We start from the raw sequence: 20,997 nt of genomic DNA, 5'->3' as shown, positions 1-20,997 counted from the left end.
CACCTGAAACACCACGCTGAGCTGCGGCGCCCCGGCCGCTCCCGCAAAATGGAGCACGCGCCGATTGGCCCGGTAGCGGCAGTTCGTGCGCTTGTCGGTGGCTAGCTGGTAGTCGTCGGCCACAGTGGTTTGCTTGTCGGCTTTGGCTAGCTTGAGGCCCTGCGTGAGGTCGGCGCTAGCCAGGTGCAGACCTAGGTGCGAGGGCCGCAGCAGCTCGGCTTGGCGGTAGCGCACGGCGTAGGTGGGTTGGCCCTGGGCCGTTACGTCTACGGTCACTTGCACGGCCCCGTTGGGACTGTTGATCCTGATAGGAGGAGCGGCCTGGGCAGCGACGGCAGCAAACATAAACGCGCCAAAAAAGAAAGATAAACGCATGATAATCAAGTAATTAAAAAAATAGGCAACAGGCTAGCGGCGCACTGGTCCTACTCCCTGCCCCGCACTCGAATCACGGTGAGCGAATACGGCGCGGCAGTATAGGTGAAGCGCTTGGCGGCCTTGTAGGCGGTGGCCTTCGGCATGACAGTTTGGGGGCTAGCGAAGGAATTGGTGGCATCCTTGGGGCCCGCGAAAACCGTCTGGGTGGCGGCGGTTTTCAGCCCGGCAAAGCGCGTCAAATCAACAGTAAAGCGCTGGGGGCTTGCCACCGTATTCACCAGCTTCAGGATGATGTCGCCGGACTTGGCGTCGCGCACGCAGGAGGCCGCCACGGTGGTATCTGCGGTGGCAGTGGGGGGTAGCGTTACCACACCGGCGTGATAGGTGTTGCCCTGATTTTGGCCGAAAAGCTGCTGCACGTAGTAGTTGACCGAGGGCGCTACGGTGGTGTTGGTAAAGTAAATGAGGTCGGTTTTCCACTGAGTGTGGCCTTCCTTGGCCAGCAGTGGGGCGTAGGAGGCTAGCTGGACCACGTCACCGTTGCGCTCCAACGACGTCATATAGGCGGCCTCGGCTAGGGCGTGGTACAGGGTGTTGCCCCAGGAGGCGTATTCGCCCACGTACACCTTGGCCTTGCTCCGGTCGTAGCGGTCATAGCGCTGATTGTTGGTCATAAACCACCGGGGCGTTTCGTAGTAGTGCTCGTCTACTATTGGCACGTTCAGCTGGTTGGCGAAGGCCCAACCTAGGTCGTAGTCCTCCCCTTTCGGGCCGGGCCCGACGGTGCCAATGATGGTAATTTCGGGGTGCTGGCGGCGCATAGCGTCGTAGAGCAGCTTGAACCGCTCCCGAAACTCAGGCGTCTGCTTGTCTTCGTTGCCGATGCCGATGTAGGTGAGCTCAAACGGCTTAGGGTGACCCGCGGCGGCCCGCTTGGCGCCCCAGTTCGAACTGACCGGGCCATTGGCGTATTCTATTAGGTCCAGCACATCCTGGGTGTAGGCCTGCATGTCGGCTATGGGCAGGCACTGCTGGCCGGTGCTTCCAATCCGCCAAGTACCGCCCGAGTTCTGGCAGCTCACGCCCGCGGCCACCACCGGCAGTGGCTTGGCCCCGATATCTTCGCAGAACTGGAAGTACTCGAAGTACCCGAGGCCAGCCGTTTGGTGGTAATTCCAGATGTTGCGCTGGCCCTTCCGCTGCTCCACGGGGCCCACGGTTTTCTTCCAGTCGTAGAGGTTGTCGAGGCCATCGCCGTGGGCCAGGCAGCCGCCCGGAAACCGGATGAACTTCGGGTGGAGGTCGGCAATGGTCTGCGCCAAATCGGCGCGCAAGCCGTTGGGGCGGTTGCGAAACGTCTTCTGCGGAAACAACGACAGCATGTCTAGGTCCACTACCCCCTTGCCAGTAGCTAGCACTACCAGGCTAGCCGCTGCCTCCGCGGTGTTGGGGGCCAGCGTAGCGCGAAGCTGCTGCCACTCGCCGGCCTGGGCCGACAAGGTGGCTTCGGCCAGCACCGTGCCCTTCGGGTCGCGCAACTGCACCAGCAGCGGCACGGCCGCCGATGATTTCAGGCGTGTCCACATCGAAAAGTCGTACTTCTCCCCCGCCTTCAGCGGAATGCCATCGAACCCCACGTTTCGGAGCCCTGCTCCCTTCTGAAACGGCGTTTCTACCCGCAGCTGCACGTAGTGCGGATTGTTGGCATGCAAAGGCGCCGCGCTTTCTACCGACAAGCTGCCCGTGGCGAAGCCTTCCCGCAGAAACTCCCAGCTAGTGAGCGGGTTCCAGCCGTCATGGTCGCCAGGAGCGTACTCAAAGGAGCGGTTTTGCACCAGCTCGGCGTAGAGTCCCCCATCGGCCGCGTAGTTGATATCCTCAAAGAAAATACCGAACAAATCGGAGCTGATAGGCTTGCCAGTGGCCGCAGTTTGGGCTACCACGGGGGTTGCCAGGGCCACAGTCGCCGCTAGGGCCAGTAGGCGTGTAAGCTTTTTCATAGCTGACGAAGGAGTGCTTTATCCCCCGCCGTAGCCGGCGGGATATAAAGCAGCACATAGGGTAGGAAAAGGCGAAAAACGGGTGCGCCTAGCCGCGAGCGGCTAGGGTCCTACTTCTTATACATGGGGTCGTTGCCCTCGTACTTGAGCCATTTGAAAGCGGCCGTGTTAGTAGTAGGCTGGCCCGAGGACGTAGCGTACATGCCGAACAAGCAGCCAATGAAGCCGCCCGCTACCTGCGTGCTCAGGAACTTGCCATCGACCTTGTCTTTGAGCACCGTCCACGTCTTGCCATTCTCCGAGAAGCCGAAGTTGTACGCATCGCCCTGCGCCTGAATGCGCAGCTGCACGCTACCCGCGGCCGACTTGAGCGGCGCCTGCGCCAGCAGTTCTGGCTGCTTGGCATCGGCGGTGCTTTTGAATAGCTGCAGCAGCGGCTTGCCATTGTCCACCGACTTGCAGAGGTAATAGAAGTGCTTCTCGTCTTGGAAGATGACCAAACCTGCCTTCTCATTGGCCGCTTTCGGGGCGAACGTCAGCTCCGTTTCGGCGGTGCCGTACAGGTGCTGCTGGCGCTTGCCGATGAAGGCCGGGTTGCTAGTTTCGGCCACCGTCTCGGGCTTCAGCTTTAGGGTGAGCCCTTTGGCTTTGCTCAACGAGTAGTTGGTGCTATCGACCGTGCGCAGAAATAGCAAGGCCGGGTCGAGTTCCTTCTCAAAGGTGATAGTGTAGCCGAAGTTGCCGCTCTGCGGCAGGGCGCCGGGCTGCTTCACTTCGGGAAAGTTGGCTTTGTAGGCGTATTGCACGCCGTTAGGGCCAGGCACCGTTACAGGCCAATCATCTTTCCACTCCACGGGCACGATAAACGTCTCGCGGCCGGTGTTGTAGAAATTGCCCTCGTAAGGCCGCACGGCCAGGAAAATGGCGTAGGTCTTGCCATCCGGGCCTTCCACAAATTGCGCGTGGCCGGCCGAGGTGATGGGGTCTTTACGGTCCTTCGGCAGTTCGCGTTGTGAAAGAATGGGGTTCTTCTCGTAGGGCACAAACGGACCTAGGGGTGCCTTGCTGCGGAAGACCACCTCCGTGTGGTTCACCGACGTGCCACCCTCGGCCGCGTAGAGGTAGTACCAGTCGCCCCGCTTCATCAGGTGCGGGCCCTCAATCCAGACCGGCTTTTTGCTTAGGTCTACTCCCCCGTTCACTACAATTTTAGCTTCGCCCACGGTTTGCAGCGTCTGCGGGTTCAGCTCGATGATCTTGATGGAGCGGTGCCCGTCGTACAATGGGGTGCCGGGCGGGTCGCTGTTGTAGATGACATAAGCCTTGTTGCCTTCAAAGTACAGCGAGGGGTCGATGCCGCGCACCTCGGGCAAGAAAGTCGGGTCGCTCCACGGGCCGGCGGGGTTTTTGGCCGTCACCACGAAATTACCCTTGTGGTCGATGAGCGTGCAGGTGACGTAGTAGGTGCCGTTGTGATACTCAATGGCGGGGGCGAATAAGCCGCGCGTCATCCGGTCGCCCAGAAAGTTCATCTGCGAAGGTCGGCTGATGACGTTGCCCACCTGCTTCCAGTTCTTGAGGTCTCGGCTGTGCATCACGGGGATGCCGGGAAAGTAGGAAAAGGTGGAATTTACCAGGTAGTAATCCGGCCCCACCTTTACAATGCTAGGGTCGGGATAAAAGCCGGTGAGAATAGGATTGACTAACTCGACCCCTTGTGCAAATAGCCCAGCAGTAGGCAGCAGCAAGGACGCTACAGCAGCTGTCAATACTCTCAGACGCTTGATTCTCATTTTACTAAGATGAATGTGCTTTTTGATGGTGTAGGTAAAGTTTGTGCTTAGCTGCTAGGCTTGCAAGTGCCCGCACTGGGTTGCCTCCAACCGCAACACGGCTTAGGCAGGTGGCGACGTAGGGTCGCTAAGCTATTGTAGCAGGCGCACGTCGTACACGCTACTTGCCGTAGAGGATGCTTCCGCTATGAACTTCACGGTTAGCTCTGTTGGCGCAGTAGGTTTGCGAAGTGCTTCGGGTAGCGCATACTCCACGTTGTAGAAGTCGCCCTGCGGATTGCCCTCCAGCCGTACTTTCGCCAGTGGCAGCCCATTCACCAAAATGCTGAACTGCCGGTTCTTGTCGCCGCTCGCGTATGTTACCCGCAGCGTGCGGGCAGCCCGCTTGGAGTTGCGCAGGTTGTAGCTAAACCAACCGGTAGCGTGCCGCCAGTGCCGGTTGCGGAAGGTACCCGTTTCGGTTTGCTCGCCTTGGAAGCCGTGGTCCGACTCCGGCTGCTGTTCGCCGGGAGTTACCTGGTCTATGGTTCGGGCTTCGAGCGCCCGCTTTTCTTCGTCTTTGCGCCGTAGTTCTTCCTTGCGGGCTACCAAACCGGCTGGCGTCGTCACGGGCCAGTACACCATGTAACGTGCGTCGTGAATCTGATAGAACGGCACCAGCTGCACGTTGCGATACTTGTCGGAGTCGATCAGGCTAGCGGCCGTGAAGGTGAGCGGCTGGCCTGCTACGGGCTTGATACCCTCAGCCACGTTCGGATTGGTCGACACGAGCACGGGGGCTTCTTCAATTGGATAGAGCCGGCCATTGGGAACATGGGCCATGCGGGCGCCGTTGGCCCGCAACCCCGTCAAATCAGTGGTATCGGTGACGGCCGCCAGTACCACTGGGCCGTGCACAAACGACACCCAGGAAGAATGATCCGGTAGGTATTCAGCCGTGGTGGTCATGGGCAGTGCCACGGTTACTACGTCGCCCGAGCGCCACTTGCGGTTCAGCGTGACGTAGCCCGGCGAAGTAGCTCTGGTAGCCACTGGCTGGCCGTTGACTTGCACCAGTAACTGACCCGCGGGCACCCAGCGCGGCTGCCGAATGCTGAGGGCAAAAGTGCGGGGCTTTTTCAGACTCAGTTTCAGCTGCGTGCGCTCCTCCATGGGGAAGGTCGTCTGCTGGGTTAGGGTGAGGCCTTGCTCGGCCCAGGTGAGCGTGGAGGGAATGAACAGGTTCACCACCATTTCCTGCTGCCCACGGTGTGCGTATACTAGCTCGCCGTATTTGCCGTGGTTTTCCAGACCCGAGCCCACGCAGCACCAGAAGCCTTCCTGTGGCTGCGAGTACACGCGGTAGTGCCGGGGACGCATGGGGGTGAAATACACAAAGCCGCCCTGCCCTGGGTGCTGCGAGGAGAGAATGTGGTTGTAAGTCGCTCGCTCGTAGTAATCCAGGTACTTGGTCGAGCCGCTGGTCAGGTATAGTTCCTTGCTCAGCTTAAGCATGTTGTACGTGTTGCACGTCTCCGGCCCTTCTGTGCTTTCCAGCATGGAGGTAAAGCTAGTGGCCGGGTTGAAGTGCTCGCTCACGCTATTGCCTCCGATGGAAACTGTCCGGTTTTCCACCACCGTTTTCCAGAAAAAAGCCGCCGCTCCGCCCCAGGCTGGGTCGCCGCCGGCTTCCGCTATCCGCTCAAAACCAATCACCTTCGGAATTTGGGTATTGGCATGCATGCCGTTTAGCACGTCCTGGCCAGCTAGCAGGGGCTCCAGCACCGCCCGGTGCGAGAAGCGTTGAGCCAGCGTCAGGTACTTCCGTTCGCCGGTGATGCTAGACACATCGGCAAATATCTCGTTTAGGCCGCCGTGCTCACTGCGCATCATTTCTTGCAGCTGCGCATCGGTGAGGTTGGCCGTCAGGTCCAAGAACCAATCTGTCACCTTAAGCAGCATGTCGCGGGCTTTCGCGTTGCCGGCCACCACGTAGGCATCGCGGAGGCCTGCGTAGGTTTTGTGCAGGTTGTAGAGGGGCACCCACTTTTGATTCAGCCCGAAGCTGTTGGCCTTGATGTTGCCGGCTTTCACCTGCTCCCACATGGCAGGGCCACCCGGCACGCCACCTAGGTACCCGTTGCCGCTTTTCTGCTGGCAGATTTCCAGTTGGTCAATAAAGTACGTGAGCCGCTGGTGTACTTGCTTGTTTCCAGTTGCGGAGTACATATAAGCCAGGGCCGAGAGATAGTGCCCACCCATGTGGCCATCCAGGCCTGTGTTTTCCCAGTTGCCGTAGTTTTCGGCCTTGGGCGGCAAGCCCGCAGCAGCTAGGTAGGGCGCCAGTAGCCGGTCGGGGTTAAGTGCCAGCATGTAGTCTAGGTCCGTCTGCTGGGCCTCCCGAAAGGGGCTATCCAGCAGGCGCACCGCCGATATTGAAAAGCTCTGTAAAGCCGTTGTCTGACTACGACCTAGAAGAGGCAGCAGGCAGGTAGAAAGGAGCAGAAATTTACGCTTCATAATCATTCATATTCTGGTTCTTCGACCTAACGACTTTGTTCCGAAAAGTAGCTACTATCCGTCAGCGAAACGATGTAGGCAGCGTTAACGCTGGCCCAGACTGTTTTTCGCCTCAGCTAACTTCGACTTACCACCCGTCGCATTTTCCGGCGGACCTAGGTAGCTCGGTTTCAGGCCGCCCTGGTCGACTACCAGTTTCTCCAGCACCACGGCCGGATCAACGCGCCAAAACTTGAGCACATGCTCGCCGGGTTTGCTGAGCGTGTGCTGCGAGGTTTTCAGGATGATGTTCTCGGCCACGGCCTTTTCCCAGGGGCGGTTGCCGTTATCGGCGGTCATGCCGGTATGCAGATTGATGAGTTGCGGGGCTTCGTCGTCAATCGACACGGCGTAGCGCAGCCCTTGGCCGTTGGTGAAGTTCAGCGTCGGAGCCTGGTAGGCCTGCACCATTACGGGGCCGGCCTGCGGTAGCGTGATGCGGTGTTCCAGGTGCGGACTCGTGCCGCCCGGTCTCTCGGTTGGCGCAGCCGTAACCGGGAACGTCGTCACGGCGCCCGCCGTGCGACCTAGGTCGGGCAGGCGCTGCCAGGTGACGGAACCAGCGTTGATGGCCTGAGTGTAGTGCTCGGCATCAATCGAGACAAACTGATCACCGTAGTTTGCGACCCACGTCCTGTACTCTACAAGTTCTGTGATCTTATCCGGGGGCAAGGTCACTACGTCCGACATTTTGTCTACCCGTGGTTGTTGCCGTAGGCATAGCCGATGTGGCTTTGTCGGTCGTCAGCGTGAGCGTCACGCTGGTTACGCGGTGAATATCGGCTTGCAAGTCCTGGGCGACCCGGTCTGCACTACTGCTTGGAAAGCAGGCTTGGGCTGGTAGTTGCATCCTTGGAGGCTAATGCTACCCATGAAATTGATGAAAAGATTTCAGATGGTCCTGTAACAAGTGATAAAACCTTCCCGGCCGGCCTTACAACGGGTTCCCACATCCAAAAAAGGCCAGCCAGGTCGGTTATTACAATTTGTATATGCTGTTGATGATGTTCTCCAACTGCTGGCTCGCCGTTGGGAGGGCAGAGTTGCGCAGGTCTCCCAGCGTCAATTGATCATCTTCAGAGGCTTTGTCCCGGTTGCTTTCTGGGCAGGCAGGCTGATAGCGCCACTTGTCATCGGCACGGGTGGTAGCGCGCTAGGTTCTGCCGTTAAACGCAAGGGCTACCTTCTCCCCCGCCCCAGAATACCTAGGTTGGCGTCACGCTGCAACACCATACCGCTACTTATCAGGCGCGGCAGGCGTACATCAGCGTTGCTAGGTTGCGCGGCTCGAAGGGCATCATGATTTCCTGTCGTATGCCCTGCTTGTTTTCCACCCGCGGGAAACGCGTTTCAGATCGGTTTTCACCCAAGCTGGGGCGTAGCACGACATGCTGTACTTTCAGGTGCCAAACCACACGAGCACCAGCTTCATGCTGTACTTGCGAGCATCACGCAGCAAGCCGTCGACAAGGAAAAGGAGTAAAAAGCTTGACTACTTAATACGAGCAGCCAAGCTTTTTACTCCTGCTTCATCAGACTATTGATATCCTGGGTTTTGATAAGCAGCTTTTACATCTGCTGGTACATCCATTGCATCAAGCTGACTCTGCGGAATGGGACGCAGGTAATGATACGGCTGAATGGTACGCGTTACGGTAGCAGGCGTATGGTCGCCGAAGTTGTTGCCGCCAATACGGTAGGTTCCAGCCAACTCATTCCACTTTTGGGTGCGCACCAGATCATACCAGCGGTAACCTTCACCATAGTATTCGCGCGAACGTTCTGCCAAGATGTAGTTGATATCTATCGTAGCCGGAGTGGCCGCAACCATAGCCGCGCTGTTATCCTGCACCTTGGTTACGTTGCCATTATTGTCGAAACGCCACTTGCCGGCCCGGGCCCGGATAACGTTAATCAGTTCCCGTGCGCTTTTGCCTCCTTTGGTAGTTGCTCCTTTCACCGCTGCTTCCGCCGCTATAAAGTATAGCTCAGAGAATTTGGCGATGTAATATGGGCGCGTGCTGCCAGCATTGGGCGAGCCTAAGCCCGTACCACTGTCCGTACGGTACGGACCTAGCTTCCACAGACCGGGATACGCAATTCGGCTGATACCATTCGGCCCAATTACCCAGTCCGCTCTGCCGGGCAGCACGCCTCCGCCTACGCCACTTGCGCCTGCTCCGCTAGGATAGGTAATGGCAGTAGCCGGTTCTGTGTTCAGGAACGTCAGGATGGCATCACCCGGGTTCACTGGCAAATTGCTAGCGTTAAGAGCAGTTGTTGGCAGCTCACCCCCCGCTTTAGGCCAGTTACCCCGGTATACGGTGGTAAAGGTGCCGTCGTAGCGCGAGTCGTTGGTTTTGTCGGCAAAGGTGGTGGTGATGGCACCGATGGTAGGAGCCATACGTACCCAAGGACGGCCTAACGCCTGCACGGCTTCTCGTTGCACAGAAGAAAAAGCAGCATTTGGCTTGTTTGGGTAGGTTCCCGTGGTCCGGATGGCGGTGTAGTTCCAAGTCAGCATCCAGCCAGCGAAGTTGTCAGGGGCACCACCGCTACCAAAGGCCAAGTCACCTCCGTTATATAACTGGCTGGATTCGGTATGGTCAGCGTACAACATTGTTTCCGCGTTGCGGTCATTCGTGCCCACGTTCACATCGTAGTACGTGGGCTGCAAGCGGTAGTCTCCCGGGTTGTCAATGCCATCAGCTGCTATGTCATACGCCTTTTGATAATACCATTTGGCGTCATGTCCGTCCGGATCTGTGCGTTGAGATGCTGGATAGGTCGGAATGTTATTAGGGTTTTCAAGCCACCAAGCATAGGTCAGGTAGGCTTTTGACAGATACAAGCGGGCCAGCGTTTTGGTGACACCACCGATAACGCGCGGAGTCGCCGGCAAATCATTGATTGCGGTTAGCAGATCCGGGAAAACGGCTTTTGTATAAACCTCGGGTACCGTGTTGCGGGTAGAGGTTCTGATCGGGTTGGTGTTGAACTGCAGTTCTCCAGCCCCCAAATCCAGCGGCACGCCCCCAAAGGTTTGGACCAACAAGAAGTAGTCGAAGGCTCGGAAGAACCGTGCTTCAGCAACTAAGGCCGGCGAAACGGTACCCACGGCAGAAGCATTTTTAATAATACCACTAGCCGTATTGATGTTGGGGAACGCCGCAGACCACACTCTATCGGCGCGGCTGTTGTTGGCGTTAAGCGCCGCTCTTCCCGAGAGGTCCGCGGCCAGGAAGTTCTCGTCGGCACTTTGGCCGTAGGTTACTTCATCCGTCCCGGTTTCGGTGGTGTTATAATAGTAAGCCTCTCCGTAGATGTAGCGTAGGTGAGCATACATGGATGTCAATCCTCCGCTAACGCCTCTTTCGGTTTGAAAAAAGCCCGGCTCGTAAATGCTTCTGGGCTGTTCCTCCAGCAAGTCTGTGCATCCAGGCGCGGCCATCGAGATTACCGCCGCCCCAATTAAAAATGTTTTATTAAAACGTTTCATGTCTGATTTCCTTAGAAGGTAAGGGTGAGGCCTGCGAGATAAGTGCGGGTGGCTGGGGCATTAGTTCCCAGCGTCAGGATGCGGCTGAGGTTGGCGCCATATGCTACGGCCGCATTCTCATTGCCGCGTGAGTTGGTTTCCGGATCCATGCCCGACTCTCTCTTGTAAGGCGAGAAGAACACAAATGGGTTCTGGGCCGTCGCGTAAAGACGCATTCTGCTCACGCCCTTATTTTTCAACCAGGTGATATTATCGAGGTTATAACCGAGTGTAATGGTGCGTATTTTCAGATAGGAAGCATCGAAGTACCCAAGCGTGCTGCCATACTTCGGATTGTCGCCGCTGCGCAGAGCCGCCGGATTAGGGTATTTGGCATCCGTGTTAGTAGGAGTCCAGTAATCCACCTTCACGTTCCCGCGACGACCAGACAGCATGTTGAGGTAACCGCCTGAGCCGTAGATGGTGCTGTTGAGCAGGCCACCGCTTTGGAAGATGCCTACTAGGCTTAAATCAAAACCCTTATACGCTACCCGGGTATTGAACCCGCCTTGGAATTTGGGGTTAGTATCCAGAATTTGACGGTCGGCTGCGCCGATGGCGCGGGTCGGGGTGCCATCTGCATTGTAGTCGCCGGTGTATTTCACCTTGATCATGCCAAGTGTGGCATCAGGGTCAGCGGGACTTGGTTCAAGAATATTTCTGTACGGGTCGTCTTGCTGCCAGAGCCCAATTTTCTCATAGTCAAAAACTACGTTGATCGGTTTTCCAACGAACCACCAGTTATTTTCATCCCTGGGCTGGTTCCCAGCAAGCGCCGTAATCTTGTTGCGGTTGGCGTACGCGTTAACGCCCGCTTCCCACGTCCAGCCGTTGAGGTTGTCCAGGATTACCCCGTTCAACGAAAGCTCAATGCCTTTGTTCTGGGTAGCGCCAACGTTGGCAGTGTAGCTCCCTACGCCCGAAGTGGCTGGCAAGCCTACGCTGAGCAGCAGGTTTTCAGTTTTGGTAACGTAGTATTCAACCGTACCGGAAAGACGGTTATTCAGGAGCGCAAAATCTACCCCGTAGTTCCAGGTTTTCGAGTATTCCCAACCCAATTTCGGGTTAGGCAGCTGGCTTACATACAGGCCGGTCTGGTAGCCAGTGGGGCCAAAATTGTAGGGCCGGGTTGACAACAGGCCCAAGGTAGCATACGGGTTAACAGATTGGTTTGACGTGATACCGTAGCCAGCCCGGAACTTCAGCATGTTCACGGCCGAAACATCCTGCATGAACGATTCTTTGGCTACGTTCCAGCCTACCGACACAGCGGGGTAGGTATTCCATTGATAACCTGGTGCAAGGCGCGAGGAGCCGTCTGAACGAACCGTAGCTGACAGCAGATACCGGTCGTCGTAGGAGTACATCACGCGGCCCATGTAAGACAACAGACCATATTTTTGGTACTGTTGTTCGTTATTCTGAGTGGGTACGGTGATTTCGCCGGCGGCCAGTCCTAGGTTGTAGAACTGGAAGGCGTCGGAAGGAATGTCCCGGGCATTAATCTGCGACCGGTTGAACACATTGTTAGAAGCCGAATACAGAGCTATTGCATTTATGTTATGCTTCCCGGCAAAAGTGCGGTCGTACGACAGGATGTTTTCAACGGTGTAATCGGTCGTAACGGAGTTGCTGACCGAGCCAGTAGAAAGGTTATCCGGATTGTCGGAGCCGATGCCCCGCCCGGTGTAAGAACCACCCTGGCTCTGTCGATAGTTTACGCCCAGATTGAGGCGATACTTCAATCCTTCTACTCCCGGAATCTTAAACTCTCCGAAGATGGAGTTGTAGCTGGCAAAGCTTCTTGTTTGGCTTAACCATTTATCCTTATTAGCCTCTACAATATCTTTGTTGTACACCCACTGATTATCCTGATACATCCTGATAACTCTTTTCAAAGAGCCATCAGCGTTGTAAGGATTAGCAATTGGGGTCGAGTTTAAAGTGCCATATATACCTACGTTGGAGCCTTCGGATAAGCTATAGCTGTTGTTCGCCGTAAAGCCCAAACGGACGTACTTGCCAACGCCTTGGTCAAGCGTTCCGCGCACAGAATAACGGGTGTATTGCTGAGTTGGAATAACACCTTCCTCCTGGTAATACCCCGCGTTGAAATTATAACGCCCGTTCTGCGTGCCGCCGGAAACCCCGATGTTCTGGTTTACTTGTATACCCGTTCGGTAGAGTTTATCCTGCCAATCGGTATTCACGTCAGCCGCCTCATCCGGACCGAACAGCGGAACGCCGTTGGAGTCAATGTACTGGCGCGCTGCTTTGCGAAGCTCAACAAATTCGGGCCCATTCATCATGGGGTATTTGGAGAAGAGTGTTTTCGCGCCAACGAACCCATCATACGTTATTTGCGGTTTCTGCCCTACTTTCCCGCCTTTGGTGGTTACCAAAACAACGCCGTTCGCTCCGCGCGACCCGTAAATAGCTGTGGCCGAGGCATCTTTCAGAACATCAACACTCTGAATGTCGTTGGGGTTGATGTCGCCGATAGAACCCGGAAAAGGAATGCCATCCAGTACGATCAGCGGATCATTACTGGCAGTGAGTGACCGTACCCCACGGATCCGAATTTGCGTGGCAGCGCCCGGCTGGGAGGAGTTTTGCGAAAACTGTACACCAGGCAACCGGCCTTGCAGAGCCTGCGATATGTTGGCCGCAGGCACCTCGCGCAGGACATCTCCATTAATAGAAGCAACTGAACCAGTTACCGCTTCTGCTCGCTGCACGCCGTAGCCTACGACCACTACCTCGTCTAGCGCCTTGGTGTTGGTAGCCAGCCTGATGTTCACGGTAGCCCCGGAAACGGTTGTCTCTTGGCTTACGAAACCGATAGCGCTAAATACCAGCGTGCTCCCCGTAGGGACCGACAACGTAAATCCTCCGTCACCATTGGTTGACACCCCGTTGGTGGTACCTTTTTGTAGAACAGTAACGCCGGGCAGACCTTCGCCGCTTTCGGCGCTGACGACCCGGCCCGAGACTGTTTGTGCGGCTTGCGCCATTACCAGCGTGGGCGTGAGACCAAGTAAGGACAGGACTACTGCCCCGCGCGCTACTGGTTGCCCGAAGCGTAGCATCGTAGCAAATAGAGGTGCTTTCATATGCAGGTGGGAAATTGTTGGAAGAAAGGGTTTATAGAAGCTAATTACCATCTAGGGAGTTGAGCTATCTTACTCGCAATCGATTGTGCAAACGATTGTGGCTACATAGGTTAGGAAAGGCAACTCATGTAACCGCAGAACTTAAATTGTGGGAGCAGTCAACTTATTGAATGACACGCACCTTTATTTATGACCTATAAGTAGGACAAAACCAATTTGCAGTTAAGAGCACACTTCTGCTAACCTAGCTCTTTATATTACAAGTAAGAGAGCTCTTGCAGATGAGCAATGCAAATTCTCGTATCAGATGACCTAGGAGCTACTACTCTCTTACAAGGAATGGATTAGCCTAAGCGCTTCAGAGATATTCTGCCTCAAAACCACTTATGTAGTAATCCAAAGGTATTCGCTCTGCTAGCGCAGATATGCTTATATTCTTACAATATATGTTCAATTATTTTGCAGTGCTTGGCAAATACAGAACGCTCTTCTGAAGCAGATGAGGGCACTTTGTGAACCAATGTGTTATTCAGTTGCACATTTATTGTCTTCCACTTTATGCAACAGCAACACGAATTTGTCTAGTTAGAAACACACATTATACAAGATCCTACGCCGGCAGCGCTTACTTCAGCAGCGTCCTATTGTGGCCATTCGGCTGGGTAGAAAGATTAGGAGCAGCTAGTATCCTAGCTACCTATAGGAACACGGACCATGTTAGCTGAAGGTGGTTAAAGGCTGCTATAAAGGGCCTATACAATACCTTGAACGACCGACAACAAGTTCACCCATTTAGTTGCACTAATAGTAGACGAGCTACTTCATAGAATATCGTTATTAACCTAGGTTGACAATAGCACTGGATGTACCTGTAGGCATGAAGACCTGCCTGTATTCATGCTCTACCTCTTACTACCACTTAGCAAGATACTATGCTTATCGTAGCTGATCAGTTAATTTCAGCAGCGCAATCGTTTCCGATATTGTGCACAGGCCTGACCGGCAGGGGTACAACCCGGCTCTGCTGATGCTCTCCTTGCTATGAGGCGAATGTTATCTTTGTAGAGGCTCTTGTGCTAGTTACTGTATGTTGCAGGTGGCAGCGAGTAACAACTAACGCACTATTGAAGATGGGCTTGCTCCATTACCCCCTCTTTACTCCAGACAGCTTTGTATCGGATACTTGTAATTCGGTAAGTGATAGAAAAGTAATATGATATGAGCCAGACATTAAAATGCTTCGGCTACGCAGCTCCTGATTGGGTACTCATATTGTTGTTATACCTAGGATTAGGGTTATTGGTGCGCCCTGTTTCTGCTCAGTCTGGTGATATAAAGTTCACTACTCTAACCGCAAAAGATGGTTTATCTTCCAATACTGTAAACGCCATATTAAAAGATAAGAAAGGCTTACTCTGGATTGCCACAGAAGAAGGTTTAAATAGATATGATGGCCGAAACTTTAAACTATACTCCCTAGGCACGTCCAAGAACATTGGTTTTCATAAGGTAAATGTGTATGCTCTGCATGAAGATAAAATGGGGCGTTTGTGGGCAGGAACAATGGGTAGCTCACTTTATACCTACGACCCACTAAAGGATACTTTTATTCCTTATCGCTTCAGTAATCAGGACGATCAGCTTGATAGTAAATACATAAAGTCTTTGTGCAGTGATTATCTTGGCAATATCTGGTTTGCAACAATTACAGGAGTGTATGTTTTAGATCTTAAAACATCTAGAACTAGTAAAATTTCATTTAAATTATCATCTAATAGTTCAAAAGCAGCTAACCCCTTATGTGTTTACGAGGATCGTAAAAAGAGAATCTGGATTGGTACTGAGCATGGATTGTATGTACAAAAGAAAAATTCACATTCATTCCAAAGATTCATGCATAGCCGAGCTGATGTACGCAGCTTAGTAAGCGATACAGTGCGTACTATAGCCGAGGACCAAAACGGGCAGGTATGGCTAGGTACAAGCAACGGTCTAAGCCAACTTAGCGGAGATGAGAGCAGCTTTCGAAACTTCAGGTTTGATTACGAAGACCATCATACAATCAGCAATAATTTCATTCATTCCATAGCAGCTGATAAAAACAGCACTATTTGGATTGGCACCGAAGGCGGGTTAAACGTTATGGATATAGTATCGGGAAAAGTTTCCCGGTATGCGCACAACAGCAGAGATAATTTTAGTTTAAATAGCAAATCTATACAAAGTATATTAATTGATCCACAAGGCATTTATTGGGTCGGAACGTATAAGAGCGGCATCAATAAATTTGACCGAAATCTCACCTTGTTCGATGGCAAACGTGGTAGCGAACTGGACCCTTTCGGACTTAATGCTCCGCTGGTAACCTCCTTCGCGGAGAGCCCCAATGGTGACGTATTCGTAGGCACAGACGGGGGTGGGCTCAGTGTATATCACCTTAAGACAGGATTATTTAGCCGTATCCCTATCAAGAGCAAAGAAAGGATTGATTTAGCTGGCTTGCCTATCCTAAGTATGGTGCTAGACCGTCGTAAGCAATTGTGGATAGGAACGTATAACCATGGCTTATTTTGCTATAATACTCAAACTGGCGCTTACAAGCAGTTCCTTCGAGGCTCAGGCCTATCGGATTTAAGTGACAACCATATTTTTTGTCTTAAAGAAGATAGCAACGGGAATATATGGATTGGCACAAATGGCGGTGGGGTAAATGTATATAGCCTGGAAACCAACCAAGTCACTAGGTTTATATCAGATCCTCGGGGCGCAAAGAATCAACAGTTTCCTATTAATAATTACATCAGAGCCATTGAGGAAGACTCTAATGGTAATATTTGGATTGGCTCTGTCGGGAGCGGTATTGCCGTTTACCATCCTGCCACTCGACAATTTACGGCTTACAAGTCAGCTCAAACAGGGTTAGCGTTAGATAATATAGCCTCTATTCAGAAAGATCACCGTGGTAATATGTGGATTGGAACAAGCGGAAATGCCTTGTATCTTTTTGACACGTATAAGAATAGATTTTTTTCTTTCTCTAGTAAAGAAGGCCTACCTAACGGAGTTATTCACAAAGTTCTAGAAGACAATAATGGCAGCATATGGGTGAGCACCAACCAAGGAATAAGCCAGCTGAATACTGAGAAGAAAAAGTTCACTAATTACTCTCAAGAAAATGGGCTTCTAAACAATGCATTCTTGAGTGGCGCGGGAATTAAATTATCCAATGGCCTCCTCTTTTTCGGAAATATTGAAGGTTTAAACTATTTTGATCCTTCAAACATAAAATTCAATCGCAACGCTCCTTTAGTTCTGCTAACAGAGTTAAAAGTAGACAACAAAATTATCGAACCCGGTGATAACTCTCCTCTGCAACAGCAAATAACAGTAGCTAAAGATATTCATCTAGATTATAAACAAAATTTTTCAATTATTTATGCTGCACTAAACTATACATTACCGCAGAAAAATCAATATGCTTATCAATTACAGGGCTTTGATAAAGATTGGAGTTATGTAGGCTCTATAACCACTGCTTATTACACAAACCTAGACCCGGGAGAGTATAAATTCGTTGTAAAAGCCAGCAACAACGACGGTGTTTGGAACACGGCTGGCACTTCTATCAAAATTATAATTAGCCCTCCCTTTTGGAAAACAGTTTATGCGTACATTTTATACATTGGCCTATTCGGCTTCTCCCTGTTATACATTCGCTACCGGGGCATCAAAAAACTAAAAGAAGAATTTGAGCAGCAGCAAGAACAGAAAGAGAGAGAACGTATTCGCGAACTAGACTTATTGAAAATCAAGTTTCTAACCAATTTAAGCCACGAGTTTCGTACTCCTATTTCCTTGATTCTTGCTCCCACTGACAAGCTGCTGACCCAGCAACAGGATTCGCACAGTGCCGGGCAATTACAAGTGATCCGACGCAATGCGCGGCGACTTTTGCACTTAGTCAATCAATTATTGGACTTCCGAAAAATGGAGGAACACGAGCTTAGTCTGAACCTTTCTGCAGGCGAGATTACTGCTTTTGTCCAAGAGGTGACCAACTCTTTCCAGGACCTAGCCGAGGTCAAAAAGATTGACTTATCGTTGCTCTTGCCTTCTAAAAAGCTGTTTGTACACTTTGACTACGACAAAGTAGAGCGCATCCTGGTTAACCTTCTCTCAAATGCTTTCAAATTCACCCCAGAAGGTGGAAAAATCAGCGTTGCGTTAGCAGTGCAGGACGGCCACGATGACACGCAGGGAAACACGATACGTATTCAGGTCGCTGATAGTGGTGTCGGCATTCCGCCAGATAAACAAGAACTCATCTTTCAACGCTTCTTCCAGGGGCATCAAGTGGCCTCCGCTACAGGGCAAAGTAGCGGTATTGGCCTTTCCATCACGAAGGAGTTTGTGCAGCTACACGGCGGTCATATTTCCGTTGAAAGCAACCTAGGTGAAGGCACAACCTTTACCGTGGTACTTCCCTTAGCACCCTCTACCCTCCTACCCAATAGCATAGAGAGCCCAGAGCTATCGGAGCCTAGCCAGGGGCTAAAACCGCCAGGGAATATTATTAAAACCCGGGTTACCAGTGAGTTGCCGCATCTACTAATTGTGGAAGATGATGACGAGTTTCGGTACTACTTGAAAGATAATTTAAAGGACCATTATAAAGTCACGGACGTATTGAACGGTAAGGATGGCTGGTATAAGGCCCTCGCGTGCCACCCCGATCTGATTGTCAGCGACATCACTATGCCTTACATGGATGGCGTTGCCTTGAGCCGTAAGCTAAAATCAGATAAGCGAACCTGCCACATCCCAATTATTTTATTAACTGGCCTGACGCGGGAGGAAGAGCAACTAAAAGGCCTTGAATCCGGGGCTAATGATTATCTGACCAAGCCTTTCAACTTCGAGATTCTGAACGCTAAAATCCGGAACCTCCTCGAGTTGAATCGGTCTTTGAAAACCACGTATACCAAGCAACTGAAGGTGGTACTAAACCACGTAGATATAGCATCAAGCAGTGAGAGGTTTCTCAACAATGTGGTACTGCATATCGAGAAGAACCTCACGAACTCGAACTTCTCGGTGGAGGAGCTAAGTGAGAATTTTGGCATGAGCCGAGGTTCAATGTACAACAAAATATTAGAGCTGACAGGCATGCCTCCGGTCGAGTTTATACGATCCTTTAAGTTGGATCGAGCATCCGTACTGCTGCGAGAAAGTGACTTAACGATTTCTGAAATTGCTTATCAAGTTGGGTTTGCTACTCCTCACTACTTCACTAAGTCCTTCAAAGCCAAGTTCAACATACTGCCTTCCGATTATAGAAAGAGTAAAAAGCAAAACCTAGCTACTTAATCTTAACATGCTACTTGCTTTAAATCATGCTTTACAGTTCAGACTTCTCCACGCTCTGAGAATAAGATTGTTCTTGCCGTCGGCATAAGCATTATTTTGCGAGACAAAACTAGGTTGCTATTCGGTATAGGCATAAGGTTGACCTCCTCTCATTTGCTGGACCACCTAGAAGTAGAACATCAGGTAGCACGAGCTTGTGATTCGCTCTTCAACATGCGGCGACGCTAGATCTTTCCTTCCGCTCGAGTAGTAAGAAATATTCTGGTCTAGTAGAAGCTTCATCCGGCAATGCGCAAGTGCCGCTCCCGGTCAGCGGCGTAAAGCAAGCAGGCTTGAATCTGCTCTTTGGTCAGTTCGGGAAAGTCCTCTATGATTTCCTCTGAGCTTTGTCCGAAAGCACAGAAATTTTGTCTCAACGTCCTTTCAGCTAACGGGAGAAATCTCGCGTGCGCCCGCTAATCCCTGACGATTGAGATTACCGTTACACGCGAGATTTCTCCCGTTAGTCGAAATGACCGTTCTCAGTCGCGGTGCAGGTGCTTGATGATGGCAATAACATCCTCGTTGCCGAGGGCGGGCTCGGCCTGCTGGAAGGTCTCATAGACGACCTCGCCCAGGGGCGTGTTCAGGCCTTCGGCTTTCGCCAGGCGCAGGTCTTTGGCTAGGTGCTTCAGGGCAAAAGCAGCCTGGAAGTTGTCGCCCATAATCGCTTCGCCCTTGATCTTGGCGTACACGTTGCTCATGGCGCCGTTGCCGATGATCGTCTGCATATCCTCGGGTTTCAGGCCGTGCTGCTGGGCAAAGAGGAAGGTTTCGGCCAGGCCCTGCGTGTAAATACCCAGCAAAGTGTTGATGGCGAGTTTGGCGAGGTTGCCGTTGCCGACCGGGCCTAGGTGCAGCGCGAGCTTACCTAGGTGCTCAAAGAGCGGTTGCGCCTGTTGGAATGCCGGCTCGTCGCCACCTACCATAATCACTAGCTGGCCGCTTTCTGCCTGCTTCACGCTGCCCGAAACCGGCGCATCGAGGTAGGTGTAGCCTTTCTGTTGGCTGAGGGTCGCCATTTCTTGGCTGATGCCGGGCGAAACGGTGCTCATATTAATGAGCAGTTTGCCGCTCGCTTCGGCCGCTAGCAGTCCGTCGGGGCCGGTGAACAGGTCGCGCACGGCTTGGTCGTCGGATACCATCAGGAACACCACGGCGGCTTGCTGCACCACGGCGGCCAGCGAATCGGCGGTGGTGGCGCCGGCGGCGCGCAGGGCTTCTTCTTTGTCTTTGCTGCGGTTATAAACGGCAACCGGGTAGCCCGCCTCGATCAGTCGGCGCGACATCGGATTACCCATCGTACCGAGGCCAATCCAGCCTAGTTGGGGTTGTGAGCTCATGTGCAAGGGTTGAGTGAAGTAGATAAGAACGCGGTATGCTATACCACCTAGGTCGGAATTGGTTGGCTGGTGGGGCGGGAATCGTGCTTGCCGACCAATTCAAATTACCTAGCAGGTCGTTTGCTCTACAACCTAGGTCGCATCACAACTTACACAATGCTCGACGCGGGGGCAGACTTGGTGAGCCAAACGCTGCGGCTGGCGGGTTGGCAGCAAAACCTGGATCGTGTCGGGGTTGCTGATTCTGCTGCTGGTGGTAGTGCCGGAGCACCACACGGGCCGGGCCGCGGCGGCGGTTGGGCTCAATTAGCCATTGGCCCAGCTCAAGCAAGTGCTGGCGTATTTGTTCCGGCAGGCGTCGCCTGGTGCGCTGTATCTCACCGGCGCGCTGAATGGGCTGCTGCCTTGCGGCCTCGTGTACCTAGCCTTGGCGGGGGCGCTGAGTGCACCCGGTTTGGGCGGAGCGGCGGGCTATATGATGCTCTTCGGCCTGGGCACGTTGCCGTTGATGTTTGGTTTGTCACTGACTGGTCGGCTGGTGCCGATGCTGTGGCGGACCCGCATGCGGCAGGCCGTGCCGTATGTGGCTTCCCTTATGGCAGTGCTGTTCATTGTGCGAGGGCTGGGTCTAGGTATTCCGTACCTGAGTCCGCAGCTGCGTGCGCCTACCGTCCAAGCTGTTCAACCCCAACTAACTCCCACCGGTCAGACGTCGGAAACGGCCGAATCGTTGAACGAAACCCCAGAACAGCTCGCACCTACCAGTATAACTATAAAAGCCATCGGCGGTGGTCTACTAGATGGTGAATTGGCGATTATGTTCGTCAATGACGAGTTGAATGCGCACCTGGTGCATGGCCAACGAGCGACTGAACGAGCAGGAGCGGC

The 20,997-nt window shown here is 53.1% G+C and carries 12 protein-coding genes; 2 read left to right on the top strand and 10 right to left on the bottom strand.

Going from position 1 to position 20,997, the window contains the following annotated elements; translation table 11 throughout:
* From IEX74_RS22865 to IEX74_RS22830, 8 genes are all read right to left on the bottom strand, one after another.
* The coding region (locus IEX74_RS22865) for a glycoside hydrolase family 97 N-terminal domain-containing protein (protein ID WP_188816418.1) at nucleotides 1–375 on the bottom strand (375 nt) is incomplete at its 3' end.
* A 50-nt stretch (nucleotides 376–425) separates the two neighbouring features.
* The gene (locus IEX74_RS22860) at nucleotides 426–2,378 is read right to left on the bottom strand and encodes an alpha-L-arabinofuranosidase family protein (protein WP_188816417.1); all 1,953 of its coding nucleotides are present in this window, start codon (nucleotides 2,376–2,378) and stop codon (nucleotides 426–428) included.
* 110 nt (nucleotides 2,379–2,488) lie between these two features.
* Complete coding sequence (locus tag IEX74_RS22855; RefSeq protein WP_188816416.1) at nucleotides 2,489–4,171, bottom strand: glycoside hydrolase family 43 protein; 1,683 nt, start codon at nucleotides 4,169–4,171, stop codon at nucleotides 2,489–2,491.
* 132 nt (nucleotides 4,172–4,303) lie between these two features.
* On the bottom strand, nucleotides 4,304–6,670 hold the full coding sequence (locus tag IEX74_RS22850) for a glycoside hydrolase family 127 protein (RefSeq protein ID WP_188816415.1): 2,367 nt from the start codon (nucleotides 6,668–6,670) through the stop codon (nucleotides 4,304–4,306).
* 84 nt (nucleotides 6,671–6,754) lie between these two features.
* Nucleotides 6,755–7,399 (bottom strand): hypothetical protein, encoded by a 645-nt coding sequence (locus IEX74_RS22845; protein ID WP_188816414.1) that lies wholly within the window; start codon nucleotides 7,397–7,399, stop codon nucleotides 6,755–6,757.
* A gap of 554 nt (nucleotides 7,400–7,953) precedes the next feature.
* Nucleotides 7,954–8,124, bottom strand: coding sequence for a hypothetical protein (locus IEX74_RS22840; RefSeq protein WP_188816413.1), 171 nt, complete (start codon nucleotides 8,122–8,124; stop codon nucleotides 7,954–7,956).
* A gap of 122 nt (nucleotides 8,125–8,246) precedes the next feature.
* Nucleotides 8,247–10,055 carry a RagB/SusD family nutrient uptake outer membrane protein gene (locus tag IEX74_RS22835; protein WP_229755436.1) on the bottom strand — a complete coding sequence of 603 codons (1,809 nt, stop codon included), beginning with the start codon at nucleotides 10,053–10,055 and terminating at the stop codon, nucleotides 8,247–8,249.
* 164 nt (nucleotides 10,056–10,219) lie between these two features.
* Complete coding sequence (locus IEX74_RS22830; protein ID WP_229755435.1) at nucleotides 10,220–13,360, bottom strand: SusC/RagA family TonB-linked outer membrane protein; 3,141 nt, start codon at nucleotides 13,358–13,360, stop codon at nucleotides 10,220–10,222.
* A gap of 1,218 nt (nucleotides 13,361–14,578) precedes the next feature.
* On the opposite strand from IEX74_RS22830, the gene IEX74_RS22825 reads away from it, so the two are divergent.
* Nucleotides 14,579–18,727: a hybrid sensor histidine kinase/response regulator transcription factor gene (locus tag IEX74_RS22825; protein WP_188816411.1), complete on the top strand. Its 4,149-nt coding sequence runs from the start codon at nucleotides 14,579–14,581 to the stop codon at nucleotides 18,725–18,727.
* 278 nt (nucleotides 18,728–19,005) lie between these two features.
* Here IEX74_RS22825 and IEX74_RS22820 read toward each other — a convergent pair whose 3' ends face one another.
* A complete protein-coding gene (locus IEX74_RS22820; RefSeq protein ID WP_188816410.1) occupies nucleotides 19,006–19,143 on the bottom strand; it encodes a DUF433 domain-containing protein in 138 nt (45 codons plus the stop codon).
* 105 nt (nucleotides 19,144–19,248) lie between these two features.
* A complete protein-coding gene (locus tag IEX74_RS22815; RefSeq protein WP_188816409.1) occupies nucleotides 19,249–20,109 on the bottom strand; it encodes an NAD(P)-dependent oxidoreductase in 861 nt (286 codons plus the stop codon).
* Between the two features lie 313 nt (nucleotides 20,110–20,422).
* On the opposite strand from IEX74_RS22815, the gene IEX74_RS22810 reads away from it, so the two are divergent.
* On the top strand, nucleotides 20,423–20,997 hold a 575-nt coding region (locus IEX74_RS22810), incomplete at its 3' end, for a sulfite exporter TauE/SafE family protein (protein ID WP_229755434.1).

Source organism: Hymenobacter cavernae, assembly GCF_014641455.1.
GTDB lineage: Bacteria > Bacteroidota > Bacteroidia > Cytophagales > Hymenobacteraceae > Hymenobacter > Hymenobacter cavernae.
The sequence above is the reverse complement of the archived record's forward strand: the minus strand, read 5'-3'. Positions and strand labels throughout refer to the sequence as shown.